This window comes from Gloeobacter kilaueensis JS1 (assembly GCF_000484535.1).
Lineage (GTDB): Bacteria > Cyanobacteriota > Cyanobacteriia > Gloeobacterales > Gloeobacteraceae > Gloeobacter > Gloeobacter kilaueensis.
On sequence record NC_022600.1, the window covers coordinates 1,945,343 to 1,970,383 of the forward strand.

At 63.3% G+C, this 25,041-nt stretch carries 19 protein-coding genes and 1 pseudogene; 13 read left to right on the forward strand and 7 right to left on the reverse strand.

The window, feature by feature from the left end; genetic code table 11:
* Positions 1–5 precede the first annotated feature (5 nt).
* Both GKIL_RS09000 and GKIL_RS09005 read right to left on the reverse strand, forming a co-directional pair.
* Complete coding sequence (locus tag GKIL_RS09000; protein WP_023173222.1) at positions 6–2,315, reverse strand: GumC family protein; 2,310 nt, start codon at positions 2,313–2,315, stop codon at positions 6–8.
* A 73-nt stretch (positions 2,316–2,388) separates the two neighbouring features.
* Positions 2,389–4,377: a S9 family peptidase gene (locus GKIL_RS09005; RefSeq protein WP_023173223.1), complete on the reverse strand. Its 1,989-nt coding sequence runs from the start codon at positions 4,375–4,377 to the stop codon at positions 2,389–2,391.
* A 155-nt stretch (positions 4,378–4,532) separates the two neighbouring features.
* Between GKIL_RS09005 and GKIL_RS09010 the strand changes: the two genes are divergently transcribed.
* On the forward strand, positions 4,533–4,979 hold the full coding sequence (locus GKIL_RS09010) for a hypothetical protein (RefSeq protein WP_023173224.1): 447 nt from the start codon (positions 4,533–4,535) through the stop codon (positions 4,977–4,979).
* On the opposite strand, the gene msrB is transcribed toward GKIL_RS09010, so the two are convergent.
* Together msrB and GKIL_RS09020 are read right to left on the reverse strand one after the other, a co-directional pair.
* Positions 4,976–5,425 (reverse strand): peptide-methionine (R)-S-oxide reductase MsrB, encoded by a 450-nt coding sequence (gene msrB / locus GKIL_RS09015; protein ID WP_023173225.1) that lies wholly within the window; start codon positions 5,423–5,425, stop codon positions 4,976–4,978. The two genes, GKIL_RS09010 and msrB, sit on opposite strands and share 4 nt — an antisense overlap.
* A gap of 63 nt (positions 5,426–5,488) precedes the next feature.
* Positions 5,489–5,881, reverse strand: coding sequence for a hypothetical protein (locus GKIL_RS09020; protein WP_023173226.1), 393 nt, complete (start codon positions 5,879–5,881; stop codon positions 5,489–5,491).
* Between the two features lie 117 nt (positions 5,882–5,998).
* On the opposite strand from GKIL_RS09020, the gene GKIL_RS09025 reads away from it, so the two are divergent.
* The 7 genes from GKIL_RS09025 (at position 5,999) to GKIL_RS09055 (ending at position 11,669) form a co-directional block, all read left to right on the forward strand.
* On the forward strand, positions 5,999–6,226 hold the full coding sequence (locus tag GKIL_RS09025; protein ID WP_023173227.1) for a hypothetical protein: 228 nt from the start codon (positions 5,999–6,001) through the stop codon (positions 6,224–6,226).
* Positions 6,227–6,295: 69 nt separating this feature from the next.
* Positions 6,296–7,972 carry a M3 family oligoendopeptidase gene (locus tag GKIL_RS09030; protein WP_023173228.1) on the forward strand — a complete coding sequence of 559 codons (1,677 nt, stop codon included), beginning with the start codon at positions 6,296–6,298 and terminating at the stop codon, positions 7,970–7,972.
* Positions 7,969–8,685: a lipoate--protein ligase family protein gene (locus tag GKIL_RS09035; protein ID WP_023173229.1), complete on the forward strand. Its 717-nt coding sequence runs from the start codon at positions 7,969–7,971 to the stop codon at positions 8,683–8,685. The genes GKIL_RS09030 and GKIL_RS09035 overlap by 4 nt, the downstream gene beginning before the upstream one ends.
* Positions 8,686–8,734: 49 nt before the next feature.
* A complete protein-coding gene (locus tag GKIL_RS09040; RefSeq protein ID WP_023173230.1) occupies positions 8,735–8,941 on the forward strand; it encodes a hypothetical protein in 207 nt (68 codons plus the stop codon).
* A 14-nt stretch (positions 8,942–8,955) separates the two neighbouring features.
* Positions 8,956–9,435, forward strand: a complete 480-nt coding sequence (locus GKIL_RS09045; protein WP_023173231.1) for a Tic20 family protein — start codon at positions 8,956–8,958, stop codon at positions 9,433–9,435.
* The gene (gene thiL, locus GKIL_RS09050) at positions 9,436–10,434 is read left to right on the forward strand and encodes a thiamine-phosphate kinase (protein WP_023173232.1); all 999 of its coding nucleotides are present in this window, start codon (positions 9,436–9,438) and stop codon (positions 10,432–10,434) included. It begins immediately after the preceding gene.
* Between the two features lie 23 nt (positions 10,435–10,457).
* Positions 10,458–11,669: a 4-hydroxy-3-methylbut-2-enyl diphosphate reductase gene (locus GKIL_RS09055; protein ID WP_023173233.1), complete on the forward strand. Its 1,212-nt coding sequence runs from the start codon at positions 10,458–10,460 to the stop codon at positions 11,667–11,669.
* A gap of 47 nt (positions 11,670–11,716) precedes the next feature.
* Here GKIL_RS09055 and ruvC read toward each other — a convergent pair.
* Positions 11,717–12,127: pseudogene (gene ruvC, locus GKIL_RS25605) on the reverse strand (crossover junction endodeoxyribonuclease RuvC); the annotation flags it as partial.
* 99 nt (positions 12,128–12,226) lie between these two features.
* Here ruvC and GKIL_RS09065 point away from each other — a divergent pair.
* Positions 12,227–12,652, forward strand: coding sequence for a hypothetical protein (locus GKIL_RS09065; protein ID WP_023173235.1), 426 nt, complete (start codon positions 12,227–12,229; stop codon positions 12,650–12,652).
* Here the strand turns inward: GKIL_RS09065 and GKIL_RS09070 are convergent.
* Together GKIL_RS09070 and GKIL_RS09075 are read right to left on the reverse strand one after the other, a co-directional pair.
* Positions 12,649–15,036 (reverse strand): choice-of-anchor D domain-containing protein, encoded by a 2,388-nt coding sequence (locus GKIL_RS09070; RefSeq protein ID WP_023173236.1) that lies wholly within the window; start codon positions 15,034–15,036, stop codon positions 12,649–12,651. The genes GKIL_RS09065 and GKIL_RS09070 overlap by 4 nt on opposite strands.
* 161 nt (positions 15,037–15,197) lie before the next feature.
* Entirely contained in the window at positions 15,198–16,613 is a 1,416-nt protein-coding gene (locus GKIL_RS09075; protein WP_023173237.1) for a peptide MFS transporter, read from the reverse strand.
* Positions 16,614–16,845: 232 nt separating this feature from the next.
* On the opposite strand from GKIL_RS09075, the gene GKIL_RS09080 reads away from it, so the two are divergent.
* From GKIL_RS09080 to GKIL_RS09095, 4 genes are read left to right on the forward strand one after another with little or no spacing between them, the layout of a single operon-like run.
* The gene (locus tag GKIL_RS09080) at positions 16,846–18,078 is read left to right on the forward strand and encodes a sigma-70 family RNA polymerase sigma factor (protein WP_023173238.1); all 1,233 of its coding nucleotides are present in this window, start codon (positions 16,846–16,848) and stop codon (positions 18,076–18,078) included.
* The gene (locus tag GKIL_RS09085; protein WP_023173239.1) at positions 18,078–19,232 is read left to right on the forward strand and encodes a DUF1822 family protein; all 1,155 of its coding nucleotides are present in this window, start codon (positions 18,078–18,080) and stop codon (positions 19,230–19,232) included. The genes GKIL_RS09080 and GKIL_RS09085 overlap by 1 nt, the downstream gene beginning before the upstream one ends.
* A 3-nt stretch (positions 19,233–19,235) precedes the next feature.
* A complete protein-coding gene (locus tag GKIL_RS09090; RefSeq protein ID WP_023173240.1) occupies positions 19,236–24,215 on the forward strand; it encodes an nSTAND1 domain-containing NTPase in 4,980 nt (1,659 codons plus the stop codon).
* Entirely contained in the window at positions 24,212–24,985 is a 774-nt protein-coding gene (locus tag GKIL_RS09095) for a DUF928 domain-containing protein (RefSeq protein WP_023173241.1), read from the forward strand. Before GKIL_RS09090 ends, GKIL_RS09095 begins: the two co-directional genes overlap by 4 nt.
* Positions 24,986–25,041 lie beyond the last annotated feature (56 nt).

The following is a 25,041-nucleotide window of genomic DNA, read 5'->3' on the forward strand; positions in this document are numbered from 1 at the left end:
CGCCATCAGGGGCGGGATTTGCTGTCCTGGCGGGCGCTGAAGATCTGATACCACTTGCGGGAGCTGCCCTTGCCGTTGCCGTTCGTCGCGTAGGCTCTGCCGTTGCCGCTGCCATTTTTGGTGCTCACGGCGAGACTGTCGGTAGAACGGGTCTGGTAGCGGTTGTAGTAGTAGTACTCGCTGTGGCCTTCGTTGGCGGCGATCGTGCCGTTGACGATCTGGCCTAAAAGCCGGATGCCGGGGCGCTTGAGGCTCTCGCGGACCTTGACGAGGATGCGCTTGTTGGCGACGGTGGGCCGCACCACCAGCACCAGACCGTCGCTGAGGGCAGTGAGTGCCAGGGCGTCAGCGGCGGCGGTGACGGGCGGGGTGTCAAAGAGGATGAGGTCAAATTCGGCGCGCCACTGCGCCAGCAGTTCCGGCAGTTGGCGCGACTCCAGAAGCGCCAGCGGATTCGGCGGCATCGGTCCAGCCGTAAGAAGCGACAGCCGCTCAAGCCCTGGCGGCTGCACGAGCAGATCGCGCCAGTTGCCTTCGCCCGTCAGCAAAGTCGAGAGGCCCTGCTGGTTTGACACCTCCCAGAGCTTGTGCTGACGGGGTTTGCGCAGATCGGCGTCGATGAGGAGCACCCGCGCCCCTGACTGGGCACTGACGATCGCCAGGTTGGCCACCGTCGTCGATTTGCCCTCCTGGGGGCTGGCGCTGGTAAAGACCACCGCTGTGAGCGGGCTCTCGGCGCTCAAAAATTTGAGATAGGTGCGCACCGAACGGTAGGCTTCGCTCATCGGTGAGAGCGGATCGCTCTGGGCGACGAGCCCCGGCCCCTCCGCGCCGGTCCAGCGGGGAATCGTGCCCAGTAGTGGCGTCCCAAGCAGGCTGGTCGCCTCCTCGACCGTCTGGAGCGAATCGTCGAAGAACTCGCGCCCGTAGGCGACCAGCATCGCCAGAATCGCTCCTAAAAGTGCCCCGGCCCCCAGGTTTAACAGCGGACTGGGCCAGGCAGGCAACTCTGGGGCCACGGCTGGTTCGATGAGTTCAGCGTTGCCGATATTTTGGGCCTCAAGAATCCGGTACTCGTGAAACTTGGTCTGCAAGAGCTTGTAGGCGGCGCTGTCCGCCTCCACCTGCCGCTCCAACTGGCGCTGGGTCTCCTCCAGCCTGGGCATCGCCGCCACCTGGGAGCTGTAGCGCTCAGAGACGCTATTTAAGGCGTCGGTGCGGGTGCGGGCGGCCAGTTCTTCTACCCGCGCATCGACGAGATCTTTGAGCAGTTTCTGGCGCACCAGGTCGAGGCGGGGGAGATTGTCCTTCGTCGCCGGAGCCTGGGCCTCGGCGGCCACACTCGCATCGACCAGCGAATCGGGCAGCCCAGGCTGGCCCAACAGGCGGCCCGCTTCGGTCTTGAGCAGGGCGCGCAGGGCGTTGCGCTGCTTGATGAGCCGGTCTACGTCCGGATAATTGTCCTGGTACTGGGCGCGGGCGAGGGCGAGCTTCGATTCGACTTCTACGAGATCCTTGCGCAGTTCGCTCATCCCGTCGCTGCTGGAGAGGGCACCGGCCACCAGCGCTTCTTTTTCAGAAAGTCCGCCCATGCGGCTCGCGATTGCCCCGGCGCGGGTCTGGGCCTCGGCCAGCTTGACAGCCGCCTGGGCCTGCTCGCTTTTGAATTCGGCCAGTTGCTTGACGACCGCCTGCTGTTCTTCGGGCAGGGCAACGCTGCCGTAGCGCTCCTTAAATTCGCGCAACCGGCGCTCGGAGTCGCGCAGGCGCTGCTCCATCTTTGGGAGCTGGCTCTCGACAAAGGTGCGGGTCGAGGACGCCTCGGCCCGGTTCTGCTGCACATTCTCGACGATGTAAGCCTGGGCGAGGGTGTTGACGACTTTTGCCGCCAATTCCGGATTGAACTCGCGGTAGCGGATCACAAGCAGGTCGGTGCGCCTGAGTGTCTCGACTTTGAGAGCTTTGAGAAATTTTTCGGGCCGGAGGAGCTGCCCCCGCCGCTGGGGATCTTTGAGCTGGAGGGTGCGGATCACCTTCTCGACCAGAGGCCGCGACTGGATAATTTCTGCCTGGGTGTCGAGGGGATTGCCGAAGGCGACCGAGTCGAGCTGGCCCAGCGAACCGCGTAGACTTCTTGCCGGGTTTTCGCTTCCCACCGCTGTGTCTTTTTGCTTAAAAAGCAGGCGGCCCTTCGCTTCCCAGACCGAAGGTGAGGTGAAGGTCCAGACCGCCACACCCGCCACCACCAGGACAAATACCCCTCCGGCATACAAGCGGTGGCGGTTCAGTACTCGCAAATAGTCGCGCAGGCCCACAATCGCTCCTCAAAAGACGAAGATCTCGCACCCAAACTGTACACCATACAGTTCGTATTTTCCGCGACATGGGTCAGGGTCGAGCGGCGGTCGGCCCGGAGCCGATCGTCTTGACAATCGCCGTCGAACCCGGATAGGGGTCGCTGGGCAGAGGCTCCGAACGACCGCCGAGTATGTCGGCCAGAAATTTTTCGGCGCGGGCATAAAAGTCGAGGCGGTTTTCGGGGCGGGCAAAGCCATGGCCCTCGTCGGTGTAAAGAACGTAAGTTACCTTGCCGCCGTTCTTTTCGATCGCCGAGACGATCTGCTCGGATTCGGCCTTGTTGACCCGTGGATCGTTGGCTCCCTGAGCGATGAGCAGGGGCTTTCGGATCTGATCGGCTCTAAAGAGCGGCGAGGCGTTCTTGACCAGCTCTGCGTCCTTAGACTCATCGACGTTGCCCATGCGCCGGTCGAAGATCGCCCGGAAAGTCTTCCAGTACGGCGGGATCGCAGCGATCAGGGTCTTGAGGTTCGATGGACCGACGATGTCCACCCCAGCCGCGTACAGTTCCGGCGTGAAGGTCAGTCCCGCCAGCGTGGCGTAGCCGCCGTAGGAACCGCCAAAGATCGCGACTTTCTTTTCATCGGCGAGGCCCAGGCTGCCGGTGAGCCAGTTGACGCCGTCGGTGAGGTCGTCCTGCATCTTGAGGCCCCACTGGCGGTTCCCGGCGTTGAGAAATTTTTTGCCGTAGCCGGTCGAACCCCGGTAGTTGACCTGGAGCACGGCGTAACCCCGGTTGGCGAGCCACTGGGCTTCCCGGTCGTACCCCCAGCTGTCCCGCGACCAGGGGCCACCGTGGACCAGGAGCACCGCCGGTAGTTTGCGCGCCGGGACACCCACCGGCGTAGTGAGGTAGCCGTTGATCTTGAGGCCGTCGCGGCTGGTGTAGCTTACCGGGTCCATTTTGGCGAGGGACAGACCTTCGAGCTTCGGGCGCGAGACCAGCAGGAGCGTCGCTTTTTTAGCGGCGCGGTTCCAGGTGTAATAGCGCACAGGAGACCGATCTGCGTCGTAGGCGACCAGCCAGGTCGTATCGCGCGCGTCGCGATTGACGATCGAAAAGTCGCCGTCGTAGACCTTTGCCAGGGCGTCAAAGTCGGCCTGCACCGAGGGGGAGACCACCTTCCAGCTTTTGCGGCCCGGCTCGAAGGAAACCGCCTGGACCAGGTGAGTCTTTGGCTGGATTGCCACCTCACCGGCGTCCACCTCGTTGCTGGCGGCGAGCACCTTCTCGTTTTTCTTCGTGATTCCCCTGAGCACAGCGCGGGCGGTGTTCGATCCGAGGGAGGAGCGGAGCACGGCGGACTGGCCGTCGGCGGTAAAATCGACAAAATCGAGAATTTCATCGGGACCGGCCTTGAGCCAGGTTTTCCAGGGAGCGGCGGCACTGCTGCGGATGCGGATCTCCGTGCCGCCGTCGGGGGTCGTCACCTGGGCTGCCCGCACCACCAGCTTTGGATCGGCAAAGAAAGCGCCGACATCGCCGGGATTTTCGGTGTCGAGCTTGAGTTTCCCGGTATCGAGGTTGAGGCGGTAGGCGTCGAAGAGCTGCTTGTTGCGGGAATTGAGGCTGAGGAGCACCTCGTCTGGATAATTCGGATCGATAGCAAGGATGTCGGCGCGGGCCCCCGGCGCAGGGGTGAGATCGCTTACCTTACCGGCAGCGAGATCGACGCCGTAGATATGAAAATTTTCGTCGCCGTCGCGGTCCTGCAAATAAAGAAGGGTGCGGTTGTTGTAGGCCCAGTAGAACTGGCGGATGCCGCGCTTTTTGTCGTCGGTGACGATCCGCTCGTCGTTCTTGCCGACCGTCTTTACCCACACCTGCAGCACGTTGTTTTTGTCCGGTGCCAGCCAGGCAAGGCGCTTACCGTCCGGCGACAGTTGCGGACTGGTTTTCTCAGGATTGCCAAAGAGCACTTCCCTTGGAATCAAAGGCGGCAACTCCGCCCGCACGGGCAGGCAGCTAAAACTTGTAGCGGCGAGGGCAAGCAGCGAGAGACCAGCAATCGGTTTCATAAGCAAGACAGAACCTCGACGGGTGGTGAAGGCCAGCATCAGGCTAGCAGAAAGCCGCCCCCAGCAAAGGTCCGCCCGCCCTGCGATCCCGGCAGAATTTTTCCGCTTGATTTGAGCTGCTAAACTGAACAGGAATCCATCCACCCCACCCGGCCATGGATCGGCTGTTATACGAAAGCTCGGTTTCGTATCGCGGTTTTTTGATTGTACCGTTTCGTTACGCGACCGCTGCCGGAGCAACAATTTATTCCTACGGTCTGCTGTGCGCCCTCGGTTATCGCAGTCGCTGGCACCGCTCCGAAAATCCGGCTGGGCTATTCTCTTCTACCCTCGCCGGGATCGGGGCGATTGCCCGCGAGCACCTCGACTGCTATGGCGACATCTTGATCGAAGTCGATCACTTCGCCCGGCGCTACGTCTACTGCGACAACCTGATCGTCGTCTGCCAGATTGGCGAGAAATTCTTTTACGATCATTACCTGCCCACCAGCCTCGAAAAGATCGCTGCTCCCCGGCTGTTTGGCGGTGAAAACGAATGTCTGGAGTGGATCCGGCGCGGGATCGATCGGTTGCAGACCCAGCGGGCATCGGATACGGTTTAACTGCCCAGGTAGGCGATCAACTGCTTGAGCAGCCGCTCCGCCAGATCCGGGTTGCCCTTTTCAAAAACCAGCGCCGCCGAGTTCATGCAGTAGCGCAGGCCGGTGGGCCGGGGACCGTCGTCGAAGACATGGCCCAGGTGGGCGTCGCAGGTGGCGCAGAGCACCTCCGTGCGCCGCATGAAGAGGCTATTGTCGGCGACAAGGGCAACGTTCTCCTGCTTGATCGGTGCCCAGAAGCTGGGCCAGCCCGTTCCTGAGTCGAACTTGGTCTTTGAACTGAAAAGCGGCGTGCGGCAGCAGACGCAGCGATAGATCCCAGACTCGTGGTTGTTGTAGTACTGGCCGCTGAAGGGAGCCTCGGTGCCCTTCTGGCGCGTCACCCAGAATTGCTGGGGGGTAAGCAACCGCTTCCACTCAGCCGCGCTCCTGCGAATTTTGACAATCATCTGCGCCGTTCCTCGAACAGTAGACCCGCCGGGAATACGCGCCAGTACCCACAGCGGATCGCTCTAATTAAATTCGAGAATCTCGTCCTCGCCAACTTCGCTCTCATCGAGCAAAGCGAGGGCCGGACGGGCCCGCTCCCGCGCCTCGCGGTACTGCCGCTTGAGCCTGACGTATTCGGCCAGAGTCTCGATGCCCGCGAGCAACTGCTCGGCCTGCTCGGCTGTGATGTCTTCGTCAGAAAACAGCACCCCCAACCCCTGGCGCACAGCCGTCGCCTGTTCGCGCAACCGCTGCACGTCGAGCTTGAGCGTCACCAGCTGCTTGATCTCTTTGATCGCCTTTTCGGTGCTGTTCTCGTGGACAGGCCGCTGCCGCCGCTTTGGGGCTGCTTCGGCGGCGGGCACGGCAAAAATCGCTTCGCTCTTCGGCACCCGCCTTTCTTGAATCGCTACCATCTCGTCGCCTCAAAAAATGCTTCTGGGACAATTGTACACAGTCAGAATCCTCCTGGGGCAGATTCGGGCAATTATGGGGATGGTTTACTTTGAAAATACAGGACCAGGGAGGATGGTGTGCGTTCCAGAAACGACGACGATGGCCTGCCACGCGGCAATCCGGCCTGGTTCGACAATCTGCTGGAGTACGAAGATCGGCCCCTGAGCAAAAAGCTGGCGCTCGGGGTGGCAATCGGGTTGGTGGTCACCTTTTTGTTCTTTGGGGCGACCCTGCTACTTTATAAGCCGATAGGCAGCAAGACTGCGCCCCCGGTCGCAACGCCAGCGATGCCTGAAAGCCATTGAATCTGCGTTTTTTGGAGCCGATTTAGACTGGTTTAATCTCGTTCGTGGCAGGGCAGGTAAGAGAACTTCATGCAACAGGTACACGATTTTTCAGACATCCAGGCACCGACGCCCAGCTACGAGGCGGTGGCAGCTGAGTACGAGCAGATCCGAGCGGGGCTTGAAGGAGCGGACTGGCAGCGCGCCTTCGAGCGCTGGGACGCGCTCAGGCGCAAGTTAAGTACCTGGAGTGCCCTCACCTACCTGCGCTTCAGCCAGGACACCGGCAACGAAACCTACCGCGAGGCGCGCAACACCTGCGACGCGCTCACGCCCAAATTTACCGACCTGGAGGTGCAGCTCAAGCGCCAGCTCCTCGCCAGTCCCCGGCGCGCCGAGTACGAAGCGCGCATCGGCAAGCAGGCATTTTTATTGTGGGAAGCGGATGTGACCACCTTCGAGCCTGCGATCGAGGCAGATCTGGTGGCAGAGGCGCGCCTGAGCGCCGAGTACACCGAGTTGCTCGCCTCGGCAAAGCTGCCCTTCGACGGCCAGATCCTCAACCTCGAAGGGATCGGAAAATACACTCAGCACGCCGATCGCGAGGTGCGCCACCAGGCCCAGCAGGTGCGCTGGCAGTTTTTTGAAAGGAACGCCGAAGCGCTCGATCGGATCTACGGCGAACTGGTGCAGTTGCGCCACGGGATGGCCCGCAAGCTGGGCTACGAGAATTACATCGCCCTCGGCTACCGGCGGATGCAGCGGGTCGATTACGACGAAAAGGACGTCGAGCGCTACCGCGATCAGATCGCTGAGCTGGTGGTGCCCCTCGCCGCCCAGATCGTCGAGCGCCAGGCGCGCAACCTCGGGGTCGATCGGGTCTATTTCTGGGATGAACCGGTCTTCGATCCGCGTGGCAACCCCGCGCCGGTGGGCGATCACGACTGGATGCTCGCCCAGGCGCAGGGAATGTTCGACGAGATGGCCGCACCGCTCGGGGATTTTTTCAGGCTGATGGTCGCCCGGCACCTGCTGGATCTCAAGAACCGGCCAGCCAAGGCGGGGGGCGGCTTTTGCACGAGCTTTCCGACCTACGGCCTGCCATACATCTTTGCCAACTTCAACGGCACCAAGGGCGACGTCGAGGTCTTTACCCACGAGATGGGCCACGCCTTTCAAAACTGGCAGAGCCGCAGCACGCCGGTCTACGATTACCTGTGGCCGACGCTCGAATCGTGTGAGATTCACTCGATGAGCCTCGAATTTTTGAGCTGGCCCTACATGGAGCGCTTCTTCGGCGACGAGGCCGAGCGCTTCCGCACGATCCATCTGGCCGAATCGCTGCTGTTTTTGCCCTACGGGGTGGCGGTCGATCACTTTCAGCATCTGGTCTACGCCCATCCCGAGGCGACGGCTGCCGAGCGCAAGCGCCTGTGGCAGTCGGTCGAAAAGCGCTATCTGCCCTGGCGCGACTACGGCGATCTGGCCTATCCGGCGGCGGGAGGACGCTGGCAGTTGCAGCGGCACATCTACAACTCGCCTTTTTATTACATCGACTACACCCTGGCCGGTTGCTGCGCGCTGCAGTTCTGGGCAAAAGCCCAGGGCGATTACCAGAAGGCGCTTGCCGACTACGTAGCGCTCTGTCGGCGCGGCGGCGAAGCGCCCTTTCAGGAGCTGGCCCGCTCGGCGGGGCTGGTCTCGCCCTTCACCCCCGGTGCCCTGAGCAGCGTCGTCGAGCAGGCCCGGCGGGCTCTGGCACTGTGATCCGGCTGCTGCCTTTTTGGGTGGCCGATGGCCCGACCCAGATGGCCGCCGACGAGGCGATGCTCGAAGCGCTCAAGCAGGGGTACGCTCCGGCGAGCCTGCGCTTTTATCGCTGGGAGCGGCCCACTCTCTCCCTCGGCTTTCACCAGCGCCAGCTACCAGCCCACTGGAACGGCTTCGAGCGGGTGCGCCGACCCACCGGTGGTCGAGCGGTCTGGCACAGGGGCGATCTGACCTACGCCCTCGCAGCACCCTGCCCGACCGGCTCGACCGGAGCGATCTACGCCCAGCTGAGCCGCTTTTTGATCGTGGGACTGGCCCGGCTTGGGATCGAACTTCACTCTGGCCGGGGCGGCAGCGAGTACGTCCGCTACCCTGGCTGCTTTAGCAGCGCCACCTCCGCCGATCTGCTCTGGCAGGGGCGCAAGCTCATCGGCAGCGCCCTGGTGCGCAGGGGCGGCACCGTTCTCCAGCACGGCAGCATTCAGATTCAGCCCGATCGTATCGGACTGGCAACACTTTTTCCTGAGCAAGTGCCCACGGCGATCGTCGGTCTGACTGAGATCCAGCCGGACCTCGACGGGCTGCAGGTGGCGGAGGTGCTGGCGGCGGCCTGCGCCCAGGTGTTTGCCTGTCCTGTGATCGCCTCTGAGTGGAGCGATTGGGAGCGCCGCTTTATCAGGGGCGCTCGGGCGCGCTGGGCCATTGGTTAGACGGATTGGCACGGGTAAGGCAGAATGTAGAGAAGCAAGGGGAACGCAGATGGAGGGAACCCGGCTGGTATTGCTGTTGCGCAACACGGTTATCGGGTCAGAGCTTGTCTGCACCGGCTGCCTCTACGCCGACCTCGAGGGTCGGCCCCGCTATCGCGGTGAGCGCTGGCTCTGTGCAAGTGACTCTTCCTCTCAGACCGGTCGCTTCCGTTGCCAGATGGGTTTTCACCTTGCCCAGATCCAAGCGTCTACCTGATCTTAGGAACGGATATGAGCTGGCGCGGCAGTACTTCACCGAGTGATCGCATCTTTGCAAGCCTTCCTTATTTGCTGCCGATGGCGGCAGCCCTGCCCTACGGCGTTCAACTGCTCGAACAGCTGGGCCTGACGGCGATCGTTCAGCTACTGGCCCCGGTGATGTTCCTCAACTCGGGCTTCATCGGTCTGGCGGTGTTCATCGCCCTTTTTGCCCTGGTGGTCAACAACCCCAACATCAGCCACTTCATTCGCTTCAACGTCTTTCAATCGCTCCTGGTCGGGATTATCCTCTCGCTTTTGAGCCTCGTGCTGCCGCTGCTCATCAAGATGTTCATCTTTTTGCCGGGCATCGACGTGATCAACCAGACCCTCAGCAATACGCTGTTCTTGGGTGTCTTTGCCCTGGGCATCTACGGCATCGTCCAGAGCCTGCTGGGCCGCTACGCGGAGGTGCCCACGATCTCCGAAGTCGTCTACAGTCAACTGCGCTAATTGAGTGAGCCGACCCTCGCGGATCTGGGCGAGCGGGGGCTGATTGCCCGCCTGGGCCGCTTCTTTGGCCGGGGTAAAAATCTGGTGGTCGCTGCCGGGGACGATGGGGCGGTACTCGCTTTAGGCGATCGCCTGCTGGTTGCCACAAGCGATCTGCTCTTCGATGGGATCCACTTCAGCGACCAGACGACGAGCGCCTTCGATGTGGGTTGGCGTGCAGCGGCAGCCAACCTCTCGGATCTGGCGGCGATGGGAGCGGAGCCTATCGGAACGCTGATTGGTCTGGGGCTTACGGAAGCCACGCCGGTGAGCTGGGTGGAGCAGCTCTACGCGGGCTTTACGGCCTGCGCCGATCCCGTGGGTGGGATCATCCTCGGGGGCGATACCTGCCGGGCCAAAAGCCGCAGCGTGGCCGTCACTGCCCTGGGGGCGGCCCCGTCAGGCCGCATCCTCCGCCGGGACGCGGCCCGTCCGGGTGATTTGCTGGTCGTCACGGGCCACCTCGGGGCTTCCTGCGCCGGTCTGGCGGTGTTGCAGCAGCCCGAGCGCTACAGCCATCTGGACCCGGCAGTGCGCGAAAGGGTCATCGAAGCCCACCGACGGCCAGTGGCGCGCCTGGGGGTGGCACCCCTCGTTTTCAGCGCCTGCGATCGGGCGGCAGCGATGGATACCAGCGACGGCCTCACCGATGCGATCGAGCAGGTCTGCGGCCAGAGCGGCTGCGGGGCGATCGTCGATCTGGAGAATGTGCCCATCGACCCGGCAACGCGGGCGGTGGCCGGCGGCGATGCTGAGCGCTGGGCGCTGGGGGGCGGCGAAGATTACGAACTTTTGATTGCCCTGGAAGCTGCCGCTGCAGGAGATCTGATCCGGATGCTCGGCAACAGCGGTCTGGCTGCCACAGTCGTCGGCGAGGTGACAGCTGAGCGCCCCATCGTCGATCGCCGGGGCCAGCCCCTCGCTGGGCCGCAATTCGAGCACTTTGGCGACATAAAATGACGGTGTAGGTCCGGGAGCAGCCGATGCAGTCCAAAAATTACTTTCGCAAGGGCTTTGGCCTCAAAGCCGAGATCGAGGACGACTTAAAAGCAGAGTACGAATCGGCGCTGATTACGACCATCCGGGCCAACCAGAACGTTCTGGTGCGCGGCGAGATGACGATCCGCCTTGCGGAGGCATTTGGCTTTTGCTGGGGAGTAGACAAGGCCGTGTCGATGGCCTACGAGACGCGCCGCAAGTTTCCGGACCGCCAGCTGTGGATCACCAACGAAATCATCCATAACCCCCTGGTCAACCAGAACCTGCGCGAGATGGGCATCCGCTTTCTCGACGAGGATGCCAACGGCTCTCGGGTGGCCAAAGACTTCGAGCGCGTCGGCGAGCAGGACGTGGTCATTCTGCCTGCCTTCGGAGCCTCGATGCAGGAGATGGCCGTTCTCGAAAAGAAAAACTGTGTGATCGTCGATACTACCTGCCCCTGGGTCTCGGCGGTCTGGCACCGGGTGGGCAAATACGAGACGTCCGCCTTTACCTCGATCATCCACGGCAAGTACCAGCACGAGGAAACCGTCGCCACCGCCTCCCGCGCCAGCCGCTACCTGGTCGTCCTCAACCTCGAGGAGGCCGAGCAGGTCTGCGACTATATCCTCAAGGGCGGCGATCGCAGAGCCTTTTTGAACAAATTTGCCCCCGCCGCCTCGCGCGGCTTCGACCCCGACACCGATCTGGTGCGCGTCGGCATCGCCAACCAGACGACGATGCTCAAGGGCGAAACCGAGCAGATTGGCAAGCTCTTCGAGCGGACGATGATGCGCCGCTACGGCCCCGAGAACCTGGCTGGCCACTTCAAAAGTGCCGATACGATCTGCGATGCCACCCAGGAGCGCCAGGACGCGATGTTCAAGCTCGTCGAGCAACCGCTCGATCTGATGATCGTGATCGGTGGTTACAATTCTTCTAATACTACCCACCTGCAGGAGATCGCCAGCGAGCGCGGCCTGCCCTCCTACCACATCGACAGCGCCGAACGGCTGATCGCAGCGAATCTGATCGAACACCGCGATCTAGGACGCAAGGCGCTGGTGCGCACCCGCGACTGGCTCCCTCAGGGACCGGTGACCGTGGGTGTCACCGCCGGTGCCTCGACGCCGGATCGCGTCGTAGCGGAGGTGATTGCCCGCCTGTTCGAGCTAAAAGGCATTGCTGCCGCTGAGCCGGAAGTCGCAAAGCGCTGAAACCAGCTGGTAAGGGCAAGGGCGAGGGCGTCGGCGGCGTCGTCGGGCCTGGGTAGGGTAGCAAGCTCAAGCTCCCGCTGCACCGCCAGTTGCATCGCCTGCTTGTCGGCGCGGCCATCGCCGGTGAGGGCGAGCTTCACCTGGGGCGGACTGAATTCGACATAATGAACGGCGTGTTGGGCGGCACACAGCAGCACCACTCCCCGCGCCTGGGCGACGGAGATCGTGTTGCCCATGCGGTAAAAAAACAGCTTTTCAATTGCTACCAACTCGGGCCGGTAGGTGACGAACAAACTGCCGATATCTTCGTAGATTGCCGCGAGCCGCACCGGAAAACTGCTCTTTGGCGAGGTCGAAACGATGCCGTAGTCGCGCACCACCGGCAGCGCGCCCTCGGTGCAATCGAGCACACCGTAGCCCACCGTCGCCAGTCCAGGATCGAGACCAAGTATGCGCACGCCACCTCATCTCTAGCGCCTTGATCGCTAGACTACATCTTCTGGGCACCAGATCTTCAAGATTTTGTATTATCGAGGCAGATATTTGCGGGTGCAGGCATGGATCGCTCCAGATGGGGACTGCTGGGGATATTGCTGTTGGTTGTAGGTTGCGGCGGTACGGCGAGCAAGATAGAAATTGCTCTCAAAGATCTAAGCGTGAACAATTGTCCTCCCGGCAGTGAAAACAAGACGAGCATCAGCCTCAACGACAATCCCAACGAGCCGACCCATTGCTGGCAGATCCGGGGAACCGCCGTCAATCCTGCCAGTATCGCCGCCAAAAATGTGGACATCTTCGGCAAGATCATCGACGCCAACGGCACCCCCGCCGTCACCCGCCGCCGGGTGGGTTCGCTTGCCCAACTCCCGGCGGGCACCAGCCGCTTCGACCTGCAGGTCTATCTGCCCGCCGCCGCCAAACCGCCCTTCAGCCTCGAAAATATGAAGGCCGCCGGCTTTCCCAATCAGGTGGATCGCCGCTAGGGCGTACTGCCCGTCAGGTTCATCTCGTATAGAGGCGCGTTGCTCGTTACTTGCAGCATGGCGCTCTTCGCACCGGCGGAGGTGGGCTTGAAGGCCAGGTTGACCCGTGCTGAGCCGCCGGGGGCGATCGTGAGGGGCAGAGTGGGCAGACTCGTCATCTGAAACTGGTCGGCGTCGGCACCAGCAATCGCCAGACTGCTCACCGTCAGGTTGACGATGCTGGTGTTGTTGAGGATCAGCGTCTGCGACGGGCTGGCCGCACCGGTGCTCACGGTGCCGAAATTCAGGCTGCCCGGAGTGACGACGATACTGGGACCGCTGGTGGGCGGATTTGGGTTGACGCGCAACAGCACGATCCGGCCACCGCTCTGACCGCCGTCGATGAGTTCGGCCACGTAGAGGTTGCCGTTGCGGCCATCCTCGGTCAGATCCACCGGGTCGGTAAAGCCGGAGGAAAGCTGGGTGACGGTTGCAATGTTGCCGTCGCTGCCGGGGGTGAGCGTGAGAATATCGTCCCCGGCGCTGTATTCGACGACCAACAGCTGGTTTTTGAGGACACCGGCGAAGCTGCTGCTCTTGTACTCGATCGCTCCATCCGGCGAGCGGTTGAGGCCAAAGTTGTAGGCAAAGCCCCGGTAGTTCACATCCGGCAGCACGCCTACCGGATAGCCCAGGTAGACTCCGGAGGTGACGACCTCCGCCGGATCGACGCCGCTGGTCGGGTTGCCGCCGTTCATGACGTACTGGCCGCGCGTCGGATTGGGATGGCCAAAGTAACCCCCCGACTGGGCAGGGACGACCTTGAAGAGATAATCGTTCTGGGTCGGACCGCCGGTAATTGCCGGCACTGCCGGGCTCACCCCGGCTGGTGAAGAGGGGGTATTGCCGCCCGCCGCACTGCCGTTGGTGGGCAGGTACAGATTGCCGTTGCTGTGCCAGACCAGATCGTAGGCGTTGCGCACCCCGGCGGCATAGATTTTGACCGGGGCGTTTTTGGCAAACGGATCGTAAAAAGGACCGCTGAAGCTGCCGTAGGGGTCGGTCTGCACGTTGATCGGCAGCCCGAATATCTGCTTTGGGCTCACCTGCAGCACCGCAGCGTTGAGCAGATGTTCCTCGCGGTTGCCCCAGGTCTCGTCCGGTGCGCCCATCGCACTGTTGCTGCCCTGGGTGAGGTAGAGCTTGCCGTCGGGGCCAAAGGCGAGGCTGTTGGTGGCGTGGTCCTTCGTCGAGCGCGGCAGGCCGACGATGTAGTCCTGCAGCGTGCCGCTGAAGCTACTTGAATTGAGAATGAGCTTTGTGATCTTGCCCGAAAAATCGGGGGCGGGCTGAATGTAGATCGGCGCGTCGTTGGCAAGCCAGAGCACCTTTGAGTTGCGCGGATCGAAGGCGAGGCCCAGGAGCGAGCGGCCCGCCAGGCCGGTGTAGGTTTCAAGGTTGCTCAGGGTACCGTCGCCGCCGATCGTCCAGCGCCGCAGGTTGCCGTCGATCGACGTGGCGTAGAGCTTGCCGTCCGGTCCAATCACCAGGCTCGCCAGGGCGGCTCCCGAGTAGGCGATCTGCTTGATGAAGCTGGTGCCGGGGGTGCGGGGGCTGGTGGTCGTGCCGGTCGTGAAGCTGCCCGAGTACGGGACGAAGGCCGCTCCAGATTCGTCGTGCAGGCCGCTCGTCACCTCGAAGATGTACTGGGTAGAAGCGTCGAGCAGCGTCGTCGGCTGAAAGACGATCGCATCCGCACCGCCGCTGGTATTCACCGTACCGGGAACGGCCTGATTGTCCTTGGCGCGCAGCAGCCGCACGGTACTGGTGCTGAGAGTGGCCTGATCGACCCCTGCACTGTTGGGCAGCAGCAGATCGGCGCTTACTGCCTGGTCCTGCCTGATGTTGGTCGCACCGTTGATCGGATTGGTGCCGCCCACCCCCGGCTGATTGCCGGTGCTCTTGTTGGCAACGGTGAAACTGGCGCTCACCAGTTGGGGTGAACCGCTCGTGGGGGTGATCCGGGCAGTGACGGTGTGCGGCCCATCGGCAACCGCAGTGCTGTTAAAGGGGTTGGCGAGACTGGTGGTGGTGGAATTCGTTCCCGCAAAGTCGTAGGGAGCGAGACTTTCTGTCTGGCGGGGCGTACCGCTCGCGCTGGGGTTGTCTAAGAAAAATTCGACCTTCGTAATGCCGCTCGTCGGCGTCACAAAGATATAAAGATTGCCCGCGAGAGCCTGGTTCTGAAGCGCGAGAGCATCGCTGCGCGTCGGGGACTGGCTGTTCTGGATGGCGTATTGAGCGAAGGCTGCCTGGCTGAGCAGGCCAGAACCAAAAAGCAAAATACAAAAAAGTATAGTCGCAGCACACAGCTGCCGACAGCGGCTGACAGGGTTGAGGAGCATGGGGGGAGGACACTCCAATTCAGTTGTAAGGGCACTGGACCGATGGGATCCGCTATGCAGACCGATCAGGTCGTGTCACTCGCCCGCTGGCGAGGACACCCTTACCAATAGAACACCTTGTCGCAGGTTGTGCAGCAATCTTTGCAAATCGCAAAAATTAATCAGCCCGATTGTTTTTGGGCAATCGAGGCATCGATCGCTTTTTTGACCGGCCCGCTGAGGAGCCACATCGCCGCGCCGATCGTGAAGCACATCAGGGCCATGCCGAGGAAGAAGGTCTGTTTGGGCACCTTCTCCCAGTACGTGCCGAGATAACCCATCAGGTAGTTACCGGCAAAGTTCGAGAGAAACCAGGCTCCCATGAGCACCGAGACGAGGCGGGCCGGAGCGACCTTGGTCACCAGCGAGAGGCCCACCGGCGAAAGATACAGCTCCGCCACAGTGGCCAGAAAGAAAAAGCCCAAAAGCCACCACACACTCGCCGTCCCGGACGATCCCGCCTGGATCGCCGCTCCGACCATGACCAGGTAGGAGCAGCCGATCGTCATGCAGCTCAAGATCATCTTGCCGATCGTCGAGGGTTCCTTGCGCCGGGAGGACTGCCAGGCCCAGAAGGCAATCACCAGGGGCGTCAGCGTAAAGATCAAAAACGGGTTGATCGACTGCACCCAGGTGGACGGAAACAGCCAGCCGTTGCCGAGCAGGTCGCGGTTGGTATTTTGATCGGCCCAAAGCTGAATCGTGTTGCCCTGCTGCTCGTAGGCCGCCCACCAGAAGGTGTTGATGACGATAAGAGCAATGAGCGCCAGGATGCTCGCGACCTCGGTGCGGTTGAGCGGTTTTTTCTCGGTGTGGGTCTGCCGGGTCTGGGTGAGCTGATCGGTGGCGAGGTAGCGCTGACCGGCCAGGTAGACGATAAGACCAATCACCATCCCCACCCCGGCAGCGCTGAAGCCGTAGTGCCAGCCGACGGTCTGGCCGAGGGTGCCGCAGACGAGCGGAGCAAAGAACGCCCCCAGGTTGATCCCGACATAAAAAATATTAAAAGCGCGGTCGCGCCGCTCGTCGCCCGGCGGATACAGCCCGCCCACCTGGGTTGAGATATTTGGCTTAAAAGCGCCGTTGCCCAGGATGATGAGCCCCAGAGCCGGAAAGAAAAGATTCTCGAAGGCCATCAAAAAATGGCCCATCGCCATGAGCGTGCCGCCCACCACCACCGTCCGCCGCTGGCCCCAGACCTTGTCGGCCAGATAACCGCCCAACAGCGGCGTCAGGTAGACCAGAGCCGTATAGATCCCGTAAATTTGCGAAGCGAACGCCTGGGTAGCGAGGGGACCATAGATACCCTCAAGGGCCCCCTTCACCGCGCCAAAGCCCAGCACATGGGCCGCCACCTCCGGCTTTGAGAGGTGATTGACCATGTAGAGCACCAGCAGGGCACGCATCCCGTAATACGAAAAGCGCTCCCACATCTCGGTGAAAAACAGGATATAAAGCCCGACCGGATGCCCGAAGAGGTTCTTTGTAGGCGGGGTCGCAGCGGCAGGCAGCGAAACTTCGGCTTGGTAGTTGCTCATGAATGGCTGGCTCAGATACAGCAAGCGTTCGCCGGAAGCCCGAGGCGCAGCTCAACGCTCAGGCGGGCGATTACATCCACATACCATACCTGCAATTTATTCCAGGTGCGTAGAGCATTAATTGCAACAATTGTTGCCCAGCCTGACGACAGGTCCTCGCAGGCCGCATCGAAGCGCAGGAGTCGGCAATCCCAGGCTAGAATCGCCAGACAGCGATGTTTGTTCCTCATCCATGTACATTCCCAAGCCGCCCCTCAGGCAGGAGACGAGCGAACGCTTTTCGAGTTTTTTGAATCTGGAACGCTTGCAGCCAGGCATCGGAGAGCGGGGCGACTGGTGGCTCAAAGATGCCCGCCTCATCCGCAGTATGCGCGAGCAGATGCGTCGCAGTGAGAGTCTGGAGGCAGCGGCGTGGGTCCACTACTGGCTGGATATCTGGCAGCAAAAGCAACTGTCCCTGGCGCGTGCCCATCTGGCCGCCTACTTGCAGGAGTCCTGCTTCCGGGCGGCGGAGGCGATGGCAAAAAAACTGGCGCTGGTGCATGGTTCGCTGCAGTTCAGCGTCGAGGACTGCTTTCAGATTGCAATTGCCAACCTCGACAAGGTGCTGGTACGCTTCAATCCCGAAGTCAGTGCCAACCTCGAAGCTTACGCCCACCAGATTTTCCGCAGCAAGATCCGCGACGAAGTCCACAAAAGCCGCGAAGTGCGGCTCATCAGCGAGTGGCTGCTCCTGCGCACCATCGGCAAGGGGACGCTCATCGAGGCGCTGCAGGCAGCGGGGCTTAGCCGCGAGGCAATCGAGAGCCATCTATTGGCCTGGCGCTGCTACGTAGCCCTCTATGTGCCCGAGAGCGCTCCAGAAAATCGGCAGTTCAACCGACCGCCCGACCCGACCTGGCAGGCGATTGCCCGCCTCTACAGCCAGGAGTCGGGCGACGCGCTGAGTGCGGCTGCCGCTGAGCAGTGGCTCCTTACCTGCGCCCGCTCCGCCCGCCAGCATCTCAATCCGCGCATCGAATCGCTCAATGCTCCCCAGCCGGAGACTCAGAGCGAACCGATCACGTTTATCCGGGGCGCAGCGGACGAATCGCCCCTCGATCGGGCGATCGCCGAGGAGGCGCAGGCCGAGCGGGCTACTCAACTGCTCGCTATTCGCAAGGTCTTGAGTACGGCGCTCATCGTGCTGGAGTCGGAGTCGCAAAAGCTGCTCGAACTCTACTACGGCGAGCAGCTCACCCAGGCGCAGATAGCCGCACGGCTGGCGATCCGGCAGAGCACCGTCTCGCGCCGCCTGGCGCAGTTGCGCGCCGGGCTGTTGGGCGAACTTGCCGGTTTGCTGGCAAAAGCCGAGCATATTGTGCCCTCGCGCTCCCTATTGATGGCAGCGGGCGCACAGCTCGACGAATGGTTGACCGAGCGCTTTGCCTCTACTGACAGTCCAATCGGGGAATCTGTACTGTGATGGACAACACCACCCTGCGCGACAGCGCCGATGCAGCCGAAGTCTGGCTGGATTTGCCGGATGCGGATATCGCCTGGCGGCAGGCAGAAGCATTTGGATCACCGGCTGGGCGCTGGCGGGCGTACCTGGGCAGCCTCTGCCTGCAGGCGGTGCTCGAATGGGTGCGCACCGATTTTGATCCGGCAGCGACCGTCTGGCCTTCTGCCGGGGCGCTCGCCAGTATCTGGGAGATTGTAGACGGGACGGCCCTGCAGGTGGCAGGGCGGCGCTGGGTACTGCTGAGCGATGCCCAACTGGAGAGTCAGGCGCTCAGCGTCCCCCAGGAATGGATCGACATCCCTGGCTGGGCCGCCGATTATTACCTGGCGGTGCAGATCGACCCGACCGGAGGCTGGGCGCGTATCTGGGGGTACACCACCCACGCCCGGTTAAAGACGCGCGGTCGCTACGACCCGCCGGAGCGGCTGTATAGCCTCGATCGCGAAGAACTGGTAGGCGATCTTGCCTGCCTGTGGCTGGAGGTGCAGGGCCGGGTGGCAGAGCCGACCCGTGCGCCTGTCGCGCCTTTGCCGCCACTGGCCCGTCCCCAGGCTGAGCAGTTGCTGGTGCGCCTGAGCGATGCGCGGGAAGTCTTTGTCCGACTTGCGATTCCTTTTGCGCTCTGGGGAGCGCTCATCGAGCACGGCGGCTGGCGGCAGCAGCTGTGTGAGCGGCGGCGCGGCCTGCCGGAGCAGTGGTCGGTGCGCCGCTGGCTGGCGGCGGGTCTGACGGGCCTGGCGGCCCAGGCAGGCTGGCAACCGGCACAGACCGCACCTCCGGCCCTGGCGGCAGCCCGCGATTTTCAACCGGCGGCGGGTGCCTTCGAGCGGGAGCTGACGATCCAGAGGCGGCCCTACCGGCTGCGCATCGCCTCGCAGGCCGAAGGGGTCTGGCGCTTCAGCTTGAGCGGGGTAGAGGCGGAGGACCGCGTTCCGGCTGGTTTTCGCCTGCGCCTGCTCACCGAAGATCTGCAGGATTTTGACCGAAACGAGGACCGGGCCGAGGTGGCAGTCGAAGAACTTTTTATCGAAGTTGCCCTCGATCCGGGCGATGGGCTGGTGTGGGAGGTCGAACCCCAGCCGGACGGTTACGATCGCGAAATTTTGCGCTTTTAGACGATGCCCCCAACGGTTCTGCGCACCAGTCGCGACCGCCCCGGACCTGCCGTTGCTGGCCGGTTGCGGGCGGTGCTGGTCGGGGTCAACTCTTACGCGGATCCGGCGCTACCGGATCTGCAGTTTTGCACCGCCGACTGTCAGCAACTGGCCCAGGCGCTCGCTCACCTCCACCGGGGAGCGATAGCCAATGAGATCGCTGTCCACGGCGGCAATGGCGCTCCGACCAGTTCTCAGAGCATGCGGTGGAGCCTCGAACGGCTGGTCGAAACCTCCCAGCCGGAGGATACGGTCCTGTTTTATTTTTCTGGCCACGGTCAGCTCGACAGCGGCGGTCAGGTGGTGCTCTGTCTGAGCGATGCCGGCGGCACGCTGCCTGTGGGCGAACTGCTCGCTGCCCTTGAGCGCTGCCCGGCCCGGCAGCGCCTGCTCTGGCTCGATGCCTGCCACGGCGGCGGGCTGGGCACCGCCCGCGACCCGGCTGCATCGCTCGTCGAGGCGGTCGAACACCAGGCCCGCTCCAGTCGGGGACTCTACGCCATCCTTGCCTGCGACGCGCAGGAGCGCTCGTGGGAGTTTGCGGAACTGGGCCACGGCGTCTTTACATACTTTTTGATTCGCGGTCTGGCGGGTGAGGCCGCCGATGCCCAGGGGCTGATCGACGCCGATAGTCTCTACAAGTACGTCTACAACCGGACGCTGCGCTACATTGACCGCTGCAACCAGCAGCTGCGGCTGATCGCTCAACAAAAGCGCCGCCAGGGCGACAGCTCAACGAGTCGCTTTGCCTATTCGCTGCAGGCTCCCCGGCGCTGCGTCGGCGGGGCCGGAGAAGTCGTGCTGGGCAGCACGGCCCAGCGGCAGCGCGCCAGCCGCCGTCAGGCGCTGGTCATCGACGGTGGCAGCGGCAAGCACACCAGTCTGCAGCTGAGCCGCGAACTGGCCCGCCGGGGCGACTTTGCCGTACAGTACTGGCCGCCGCCGGGCGGTTCCGCTATTTCGGCTCAGCTATTGCTCGCCGAGGGTGTGGCGGCAGGATCGCTCATCTACCTGCGCGGGCGGCTCACCGGCACCGCCGACGCCCTGCACCTGGAGATCGGAGCGGAGCAGTTGGGCCTTGCCTGGCTCGAACCGTTGCTGCAGCGGGCAGCTCCCCAGTTGCTGCTGTTCGATTGGGTCGGTGAACCGGACAGCCTGATCTGCGCCAGCCGCTGGTTGCGCTCGCTGCAGGGCTCGCTGGGCGATCAGCATTCGTGGATCGCTGGGCTTACTGTGAGCGAACAGAGCGAGCAGGTAGGAGCAGCACTGCTCACCACCCTCAAGCAGAACCACGCAACCGGGCTCACCGCCGCCGACTGGCTCAGCCGGGTGCGGGAAGAACTGGCCAGTAGTGCTGTGCAGCTGGAGACCTGGCTGTGCGCCACCCAGGGCGTCGTCGAGGTGCTCCCCGAACGCTCCGACGGCCAGATTGGCCTCGACATCTGCCCCTACATGGGCCTGCGCCCCTTCCTGGAGGAGGCAGCGCCGTACTTTTACGGGCGCGAGGCCCTCGTCCAAAAATTGCTCCTCCGCCTCGAACAGCATCCGCTATTGGCGGTGATCGGCGCTTCCGGCAGCGGCAAATCTTCCCTCGTCCAGGCGGGGTTATTGGCCCAACTGCGCACCGGCCAGGCGATTTTTCGCAGCGACCGCTGGTGGCTGCGCTCGATGCGACCGGGCGAACGCCCCACCGCTGCCCTCATCGATCAGTTGGGTGCGACGCGGCCTGCGGAGCGCGAAGCGCTCGAAGGATTGCTCTACCTGGGCAGCGCCGGGCTGGTGCGCTGGCTGCGCACCGCTGCGGAGGGGCTGGTGGTGCTGGTCATCGATCAAGCAGAAGAACTTTTTAGCCAGACACCGGCAGCGGAGCGCGAGCGCTTTTTGGAGCTGATCTTGGGCGCGCTGAAACAGGCGGCGGATCGCTTCAAGGTGGTGTTCATCCTGCGCGCCGACTTTACCGAAGCCGCCCTGGCGGTGGATGGTCTGCGCGAACACCTTGAGGCAGCCACCGTCTATGTCCCGGCCACCCTCGACGAGCAGGAGTACCGCCAGGCGATCGTCCGCCCCGCCGAGCAGGTGGGCCTCACGGTTGAGCCGGAGCTGGTGGAGGTGCTGATAGGCGAGTTGGGCGGCTCGGCGGGCGAGTTGCCCTTGCTCGAATTCGTGCTCGAACAGCTCTGGGAACATCGGCGGGAGGAGCGATTGGGCCTGGCGGCCTACCGCGAGTGCATCGGTGGTCTGGCGGTCGCGCTCGAAAAGCGCGCCGATCAGGTCTATCAGGGACTGAGCAGCGAAGCGCAAGCCTGTGCCCACTGGCTTTTTACGTCTTTGACCCAGCTGGGGGACGGCGTGCCGGACACCCGCCGCCGCCTCGGTCGCGACGAGCTGAACGTGCCGCGCTACCCGCCCGCCCTCGTCGAAGAGACAATCAAAGCCTTCAGCGACGCCCGGCTCCTGGTAGTCAACACAGCCGCCGCACCCGCCGCCCGGAGCCGGGGAGCGACGATCGCAGCCCAGATTGAGCAGTTGCGCGGCGAGACGACGATCGAGGTCGCCCACGAAGTTCTCATCCGCCACTGGTCCACCCTGCGCTGGTGGCTCGAAGAAAACCGGACCCGCCTGTACCGCGAACGGCAGATCGAGCAGGCGGCCTGCCTCTGGCGACAGCGCGGCGCTCAGCCGGACTTTCTTTTGCGCGGGGTGCGCCTCGCTGAGGCGGAGGAGATCTATGTCCGTCACGGCGACGAGCTGTCGCAGGAGGTTGGACAGTTCATCGAAGCCTGTCTGGCCGAACAGCGATCCCAGCAGCAGCGGCAACAAAAACAACTGCGCCAGGCCCGCCTCGTTGCGGGGGCGATGGTGCTGCTGGCTGTTACTGCCCTGGTCTTTGGGGCGCTCTTCTTCTATCAGGCCCAGAGCGCCCAAAAAGAAGAAGTCCGGGCGCTGGGTGCCTCCGCCGACGGGTTTCTCGCTTCCCGTCGTCAATTGGAGGCGCTCGTCGCTGCCACACAGGCCGCCCGCCGGCTCGATCGCACCCTCTGGGCCGATGCGCCGCTCATCAGCCGCACCGAGGGCAGCCTGCGCCAGGTGCTGGACTCGGTGCAGGAATTCAACCGGCTCACAGGCCACAGCCAGTGGGTGACGAGCGTCAGCTTCAGCCCGGACGGCGAGCGGATCGCAAGCGCCAGCGCGGACGGCACCGTCCGCCTCTGGAGCCGCCGGGGTACACTCCTGCAGGTGCTGAGGGGCCACACCGGCGAAGTGACCCAGGTGCGCTTTGCGCCGAATGGCGAGCGGATCGCAACCGCCGGCATCGATCGCACCGTCCGGCTCTGGGACAATGGCGGGCACTTGCTGCAGACCCTGATTGGCCACGGGCGGGGCATCTATGGGCTCAGTTTTTCCCCGGACGGCCAGCTCCTCGCCACTGCGAGCGCCGATCGCACTATCCGGCTCTGGCGAATGGATGGGACGGCTCTGCGCACACTGCACGGCCACACTGGCCCCGTGCTGGGCGTTGCCTTCAGCCCGGACGGCCAGCTCCTCGCCACTGCGAGCGCCGATCGCACTGTCCGGCTCTGGCGAACGGACGGGACGGCTCTGCGCACGCTGCGCGGCCACAGCGACTGGGTGCAGGGGGTGGCCTTCAGCCCAGATAGTCGCACTCTCGCCACCGGCAGCCTCGATAAGACCGTCCGCCTCTGGAAGCGCAGCGGCGAGCCGGTAGCCGTGCTGCGCGGCCACACCGACGCCGTACCGGCGGTGCGCTTCAGCCCCGATGGCCGGTTCATCGCCAGCGCCAGCTTCGATAAGACCGTCCGCCTCTGGCAACTGAACGCTCAGCCCGCCGCTATTTTGAGCGCCCACACCGGCGAAGTGAGCGCCCTGGACTTCAGCCCGGACAGTCGCACCCTCGCCACCGCCAGCCTCGATAAGACCGTCCGCCTCTGGCATCTCACTGCCGCCTTGCGCCAGAGGTTTATCGCCCACCGGGGCGCTGCCTTGAGCGTCACCTTCAGCCCCAATGGGCAGCTCGTCGCCACCGCCGGGGCAGACGACCGCATTCGCCTCTGGGGAGCAGATGGGCGACTTATAAAAACGCTGAGCACCCCAGGCGGCACCTACGCAGTGCGCTTCAGCCCGGACGGCGAGCAGATCGCAAGTGCCGGTGCGGATGGCAACCTGCGACTTTGGCAACGGAATGGACAGCCCATCCGGGCATGGCGCGCCCACGGCGATCGGGTACGCGACCTGGACTTTGCTCCAGATGGCCAGTTACTCGCCAGTGCTGGGGCGGACGGGACGGTGCGGCTCTGGAATAGCGCCGCTCAGAATGTCGCTACTTTGAGGGGCCACGCGGGCCAGGTGACGAGTGTGCGCTTCTCCCCGGACGGCCATGCCATCGCCACCGCCGGTACCGACGGGACGGTGCGCCTCTGGAGCACTGCAGGTTCACCCATCGCCCTCTGGCGCAACCACCGGGGAATGGTGACGGCGGTGCGCTTCAGCCCCGATGGTCGATTCCTGGCCTCCGCAGGCTACGACGGCACGATCACTCTGCGCGACAGGCTGAACCCTTCGATTCGTAGCTGGCAGGCCCACAGCGACTGGATCGATTCCCTCGCCTTCAGCCCGGACGGCACTACCCTGGCAAGCGTCAGCCACGATGGCAGCCTGCGGCTCTGGAAACCTGACGGCACACCAGGCGTGCGCTTTGGCAGCCCCACCGCCAAAGCGCTTACCGCCGTCACCTTCAGCCCGGACGGCACTACCCTGGCGGCGGCGGGGATAGATGGGACAGTTCTTTTCCAGCGGGGATGGCAGCTCGGGTTGAAGGGTCTTGTGGCCCAAAGTTGCAGCTGGCTCGCCGACTACCTGATAAACAGCCCGGACAGCGAAGTGCGCCCCCTGTGCGACGGCATCCCTTCCCAACAACCGCCATGAAAAAGCACTGCCTGCTCATTGTCCTGCTTTTTGGGGGAGCTTTCTTCTCCCCTGTCCTTGCCCAGCCCTCTACCAGGCCAGAGCCGAAGCCGCCGGCATCGCCCCCAGCCCCCAGGCCCGTGCAGACGACTGCCAGTGTCGATGTGCTCACTTTTTTGCGCTCCCCCGATCGCAGCTTGCCGATAACGCGAACCCACACCGAACTGCGCTCCGACAGTTGCTTCGCAGCCGGTTCACCGCCTCTCACTGCCCTCGTTCCCCGCAGCACACCCGCCCGGACAGCTACTGGCCACCCAACTTTTATCTGGTACCTGCCGGCGACAGCCGACGGGGGCCGCCCGGTTCATTTCCAGCTCGATGCCATAAATAGCAACAGTACCCGGCTTGTCTACGAAACTCGCTACGCTGCCGGAGAACTCGCCCCTGGGCTGGTGCATCTGACTCTGCCTCGCCAGATTTCGGCATTGACACCAGGTCAGCTCTATCGCTGGTCCGTCTCGGTTCTCTGCGAACCGGACGATCCTTCGGCAAGTGCGTCAATAAGCGCCTGGGTCCTGCGGGAACTGCCGTCGCCCGCCTGGCTGGCCCGGCAACAAAAGTCCGACGCACTGGAGCGCCTTCGCCTGAACGCCGTTGCCGGTTACTGGTACGAGACCCTGGCCGCCCTCCTCCCCCGACAATCGGACCAGGTACAGCACTACTGGCAGCAACTGCTGTCCGAAGAAGGGCTGAGCGCTGTAGCCCTTCGCTCGCCCACCCAACAACCCTGAACCCCTCTCCCCTCACCCCCAGCCCCTCTCCCACAAGGGGAGAGGGGAGTAAGACA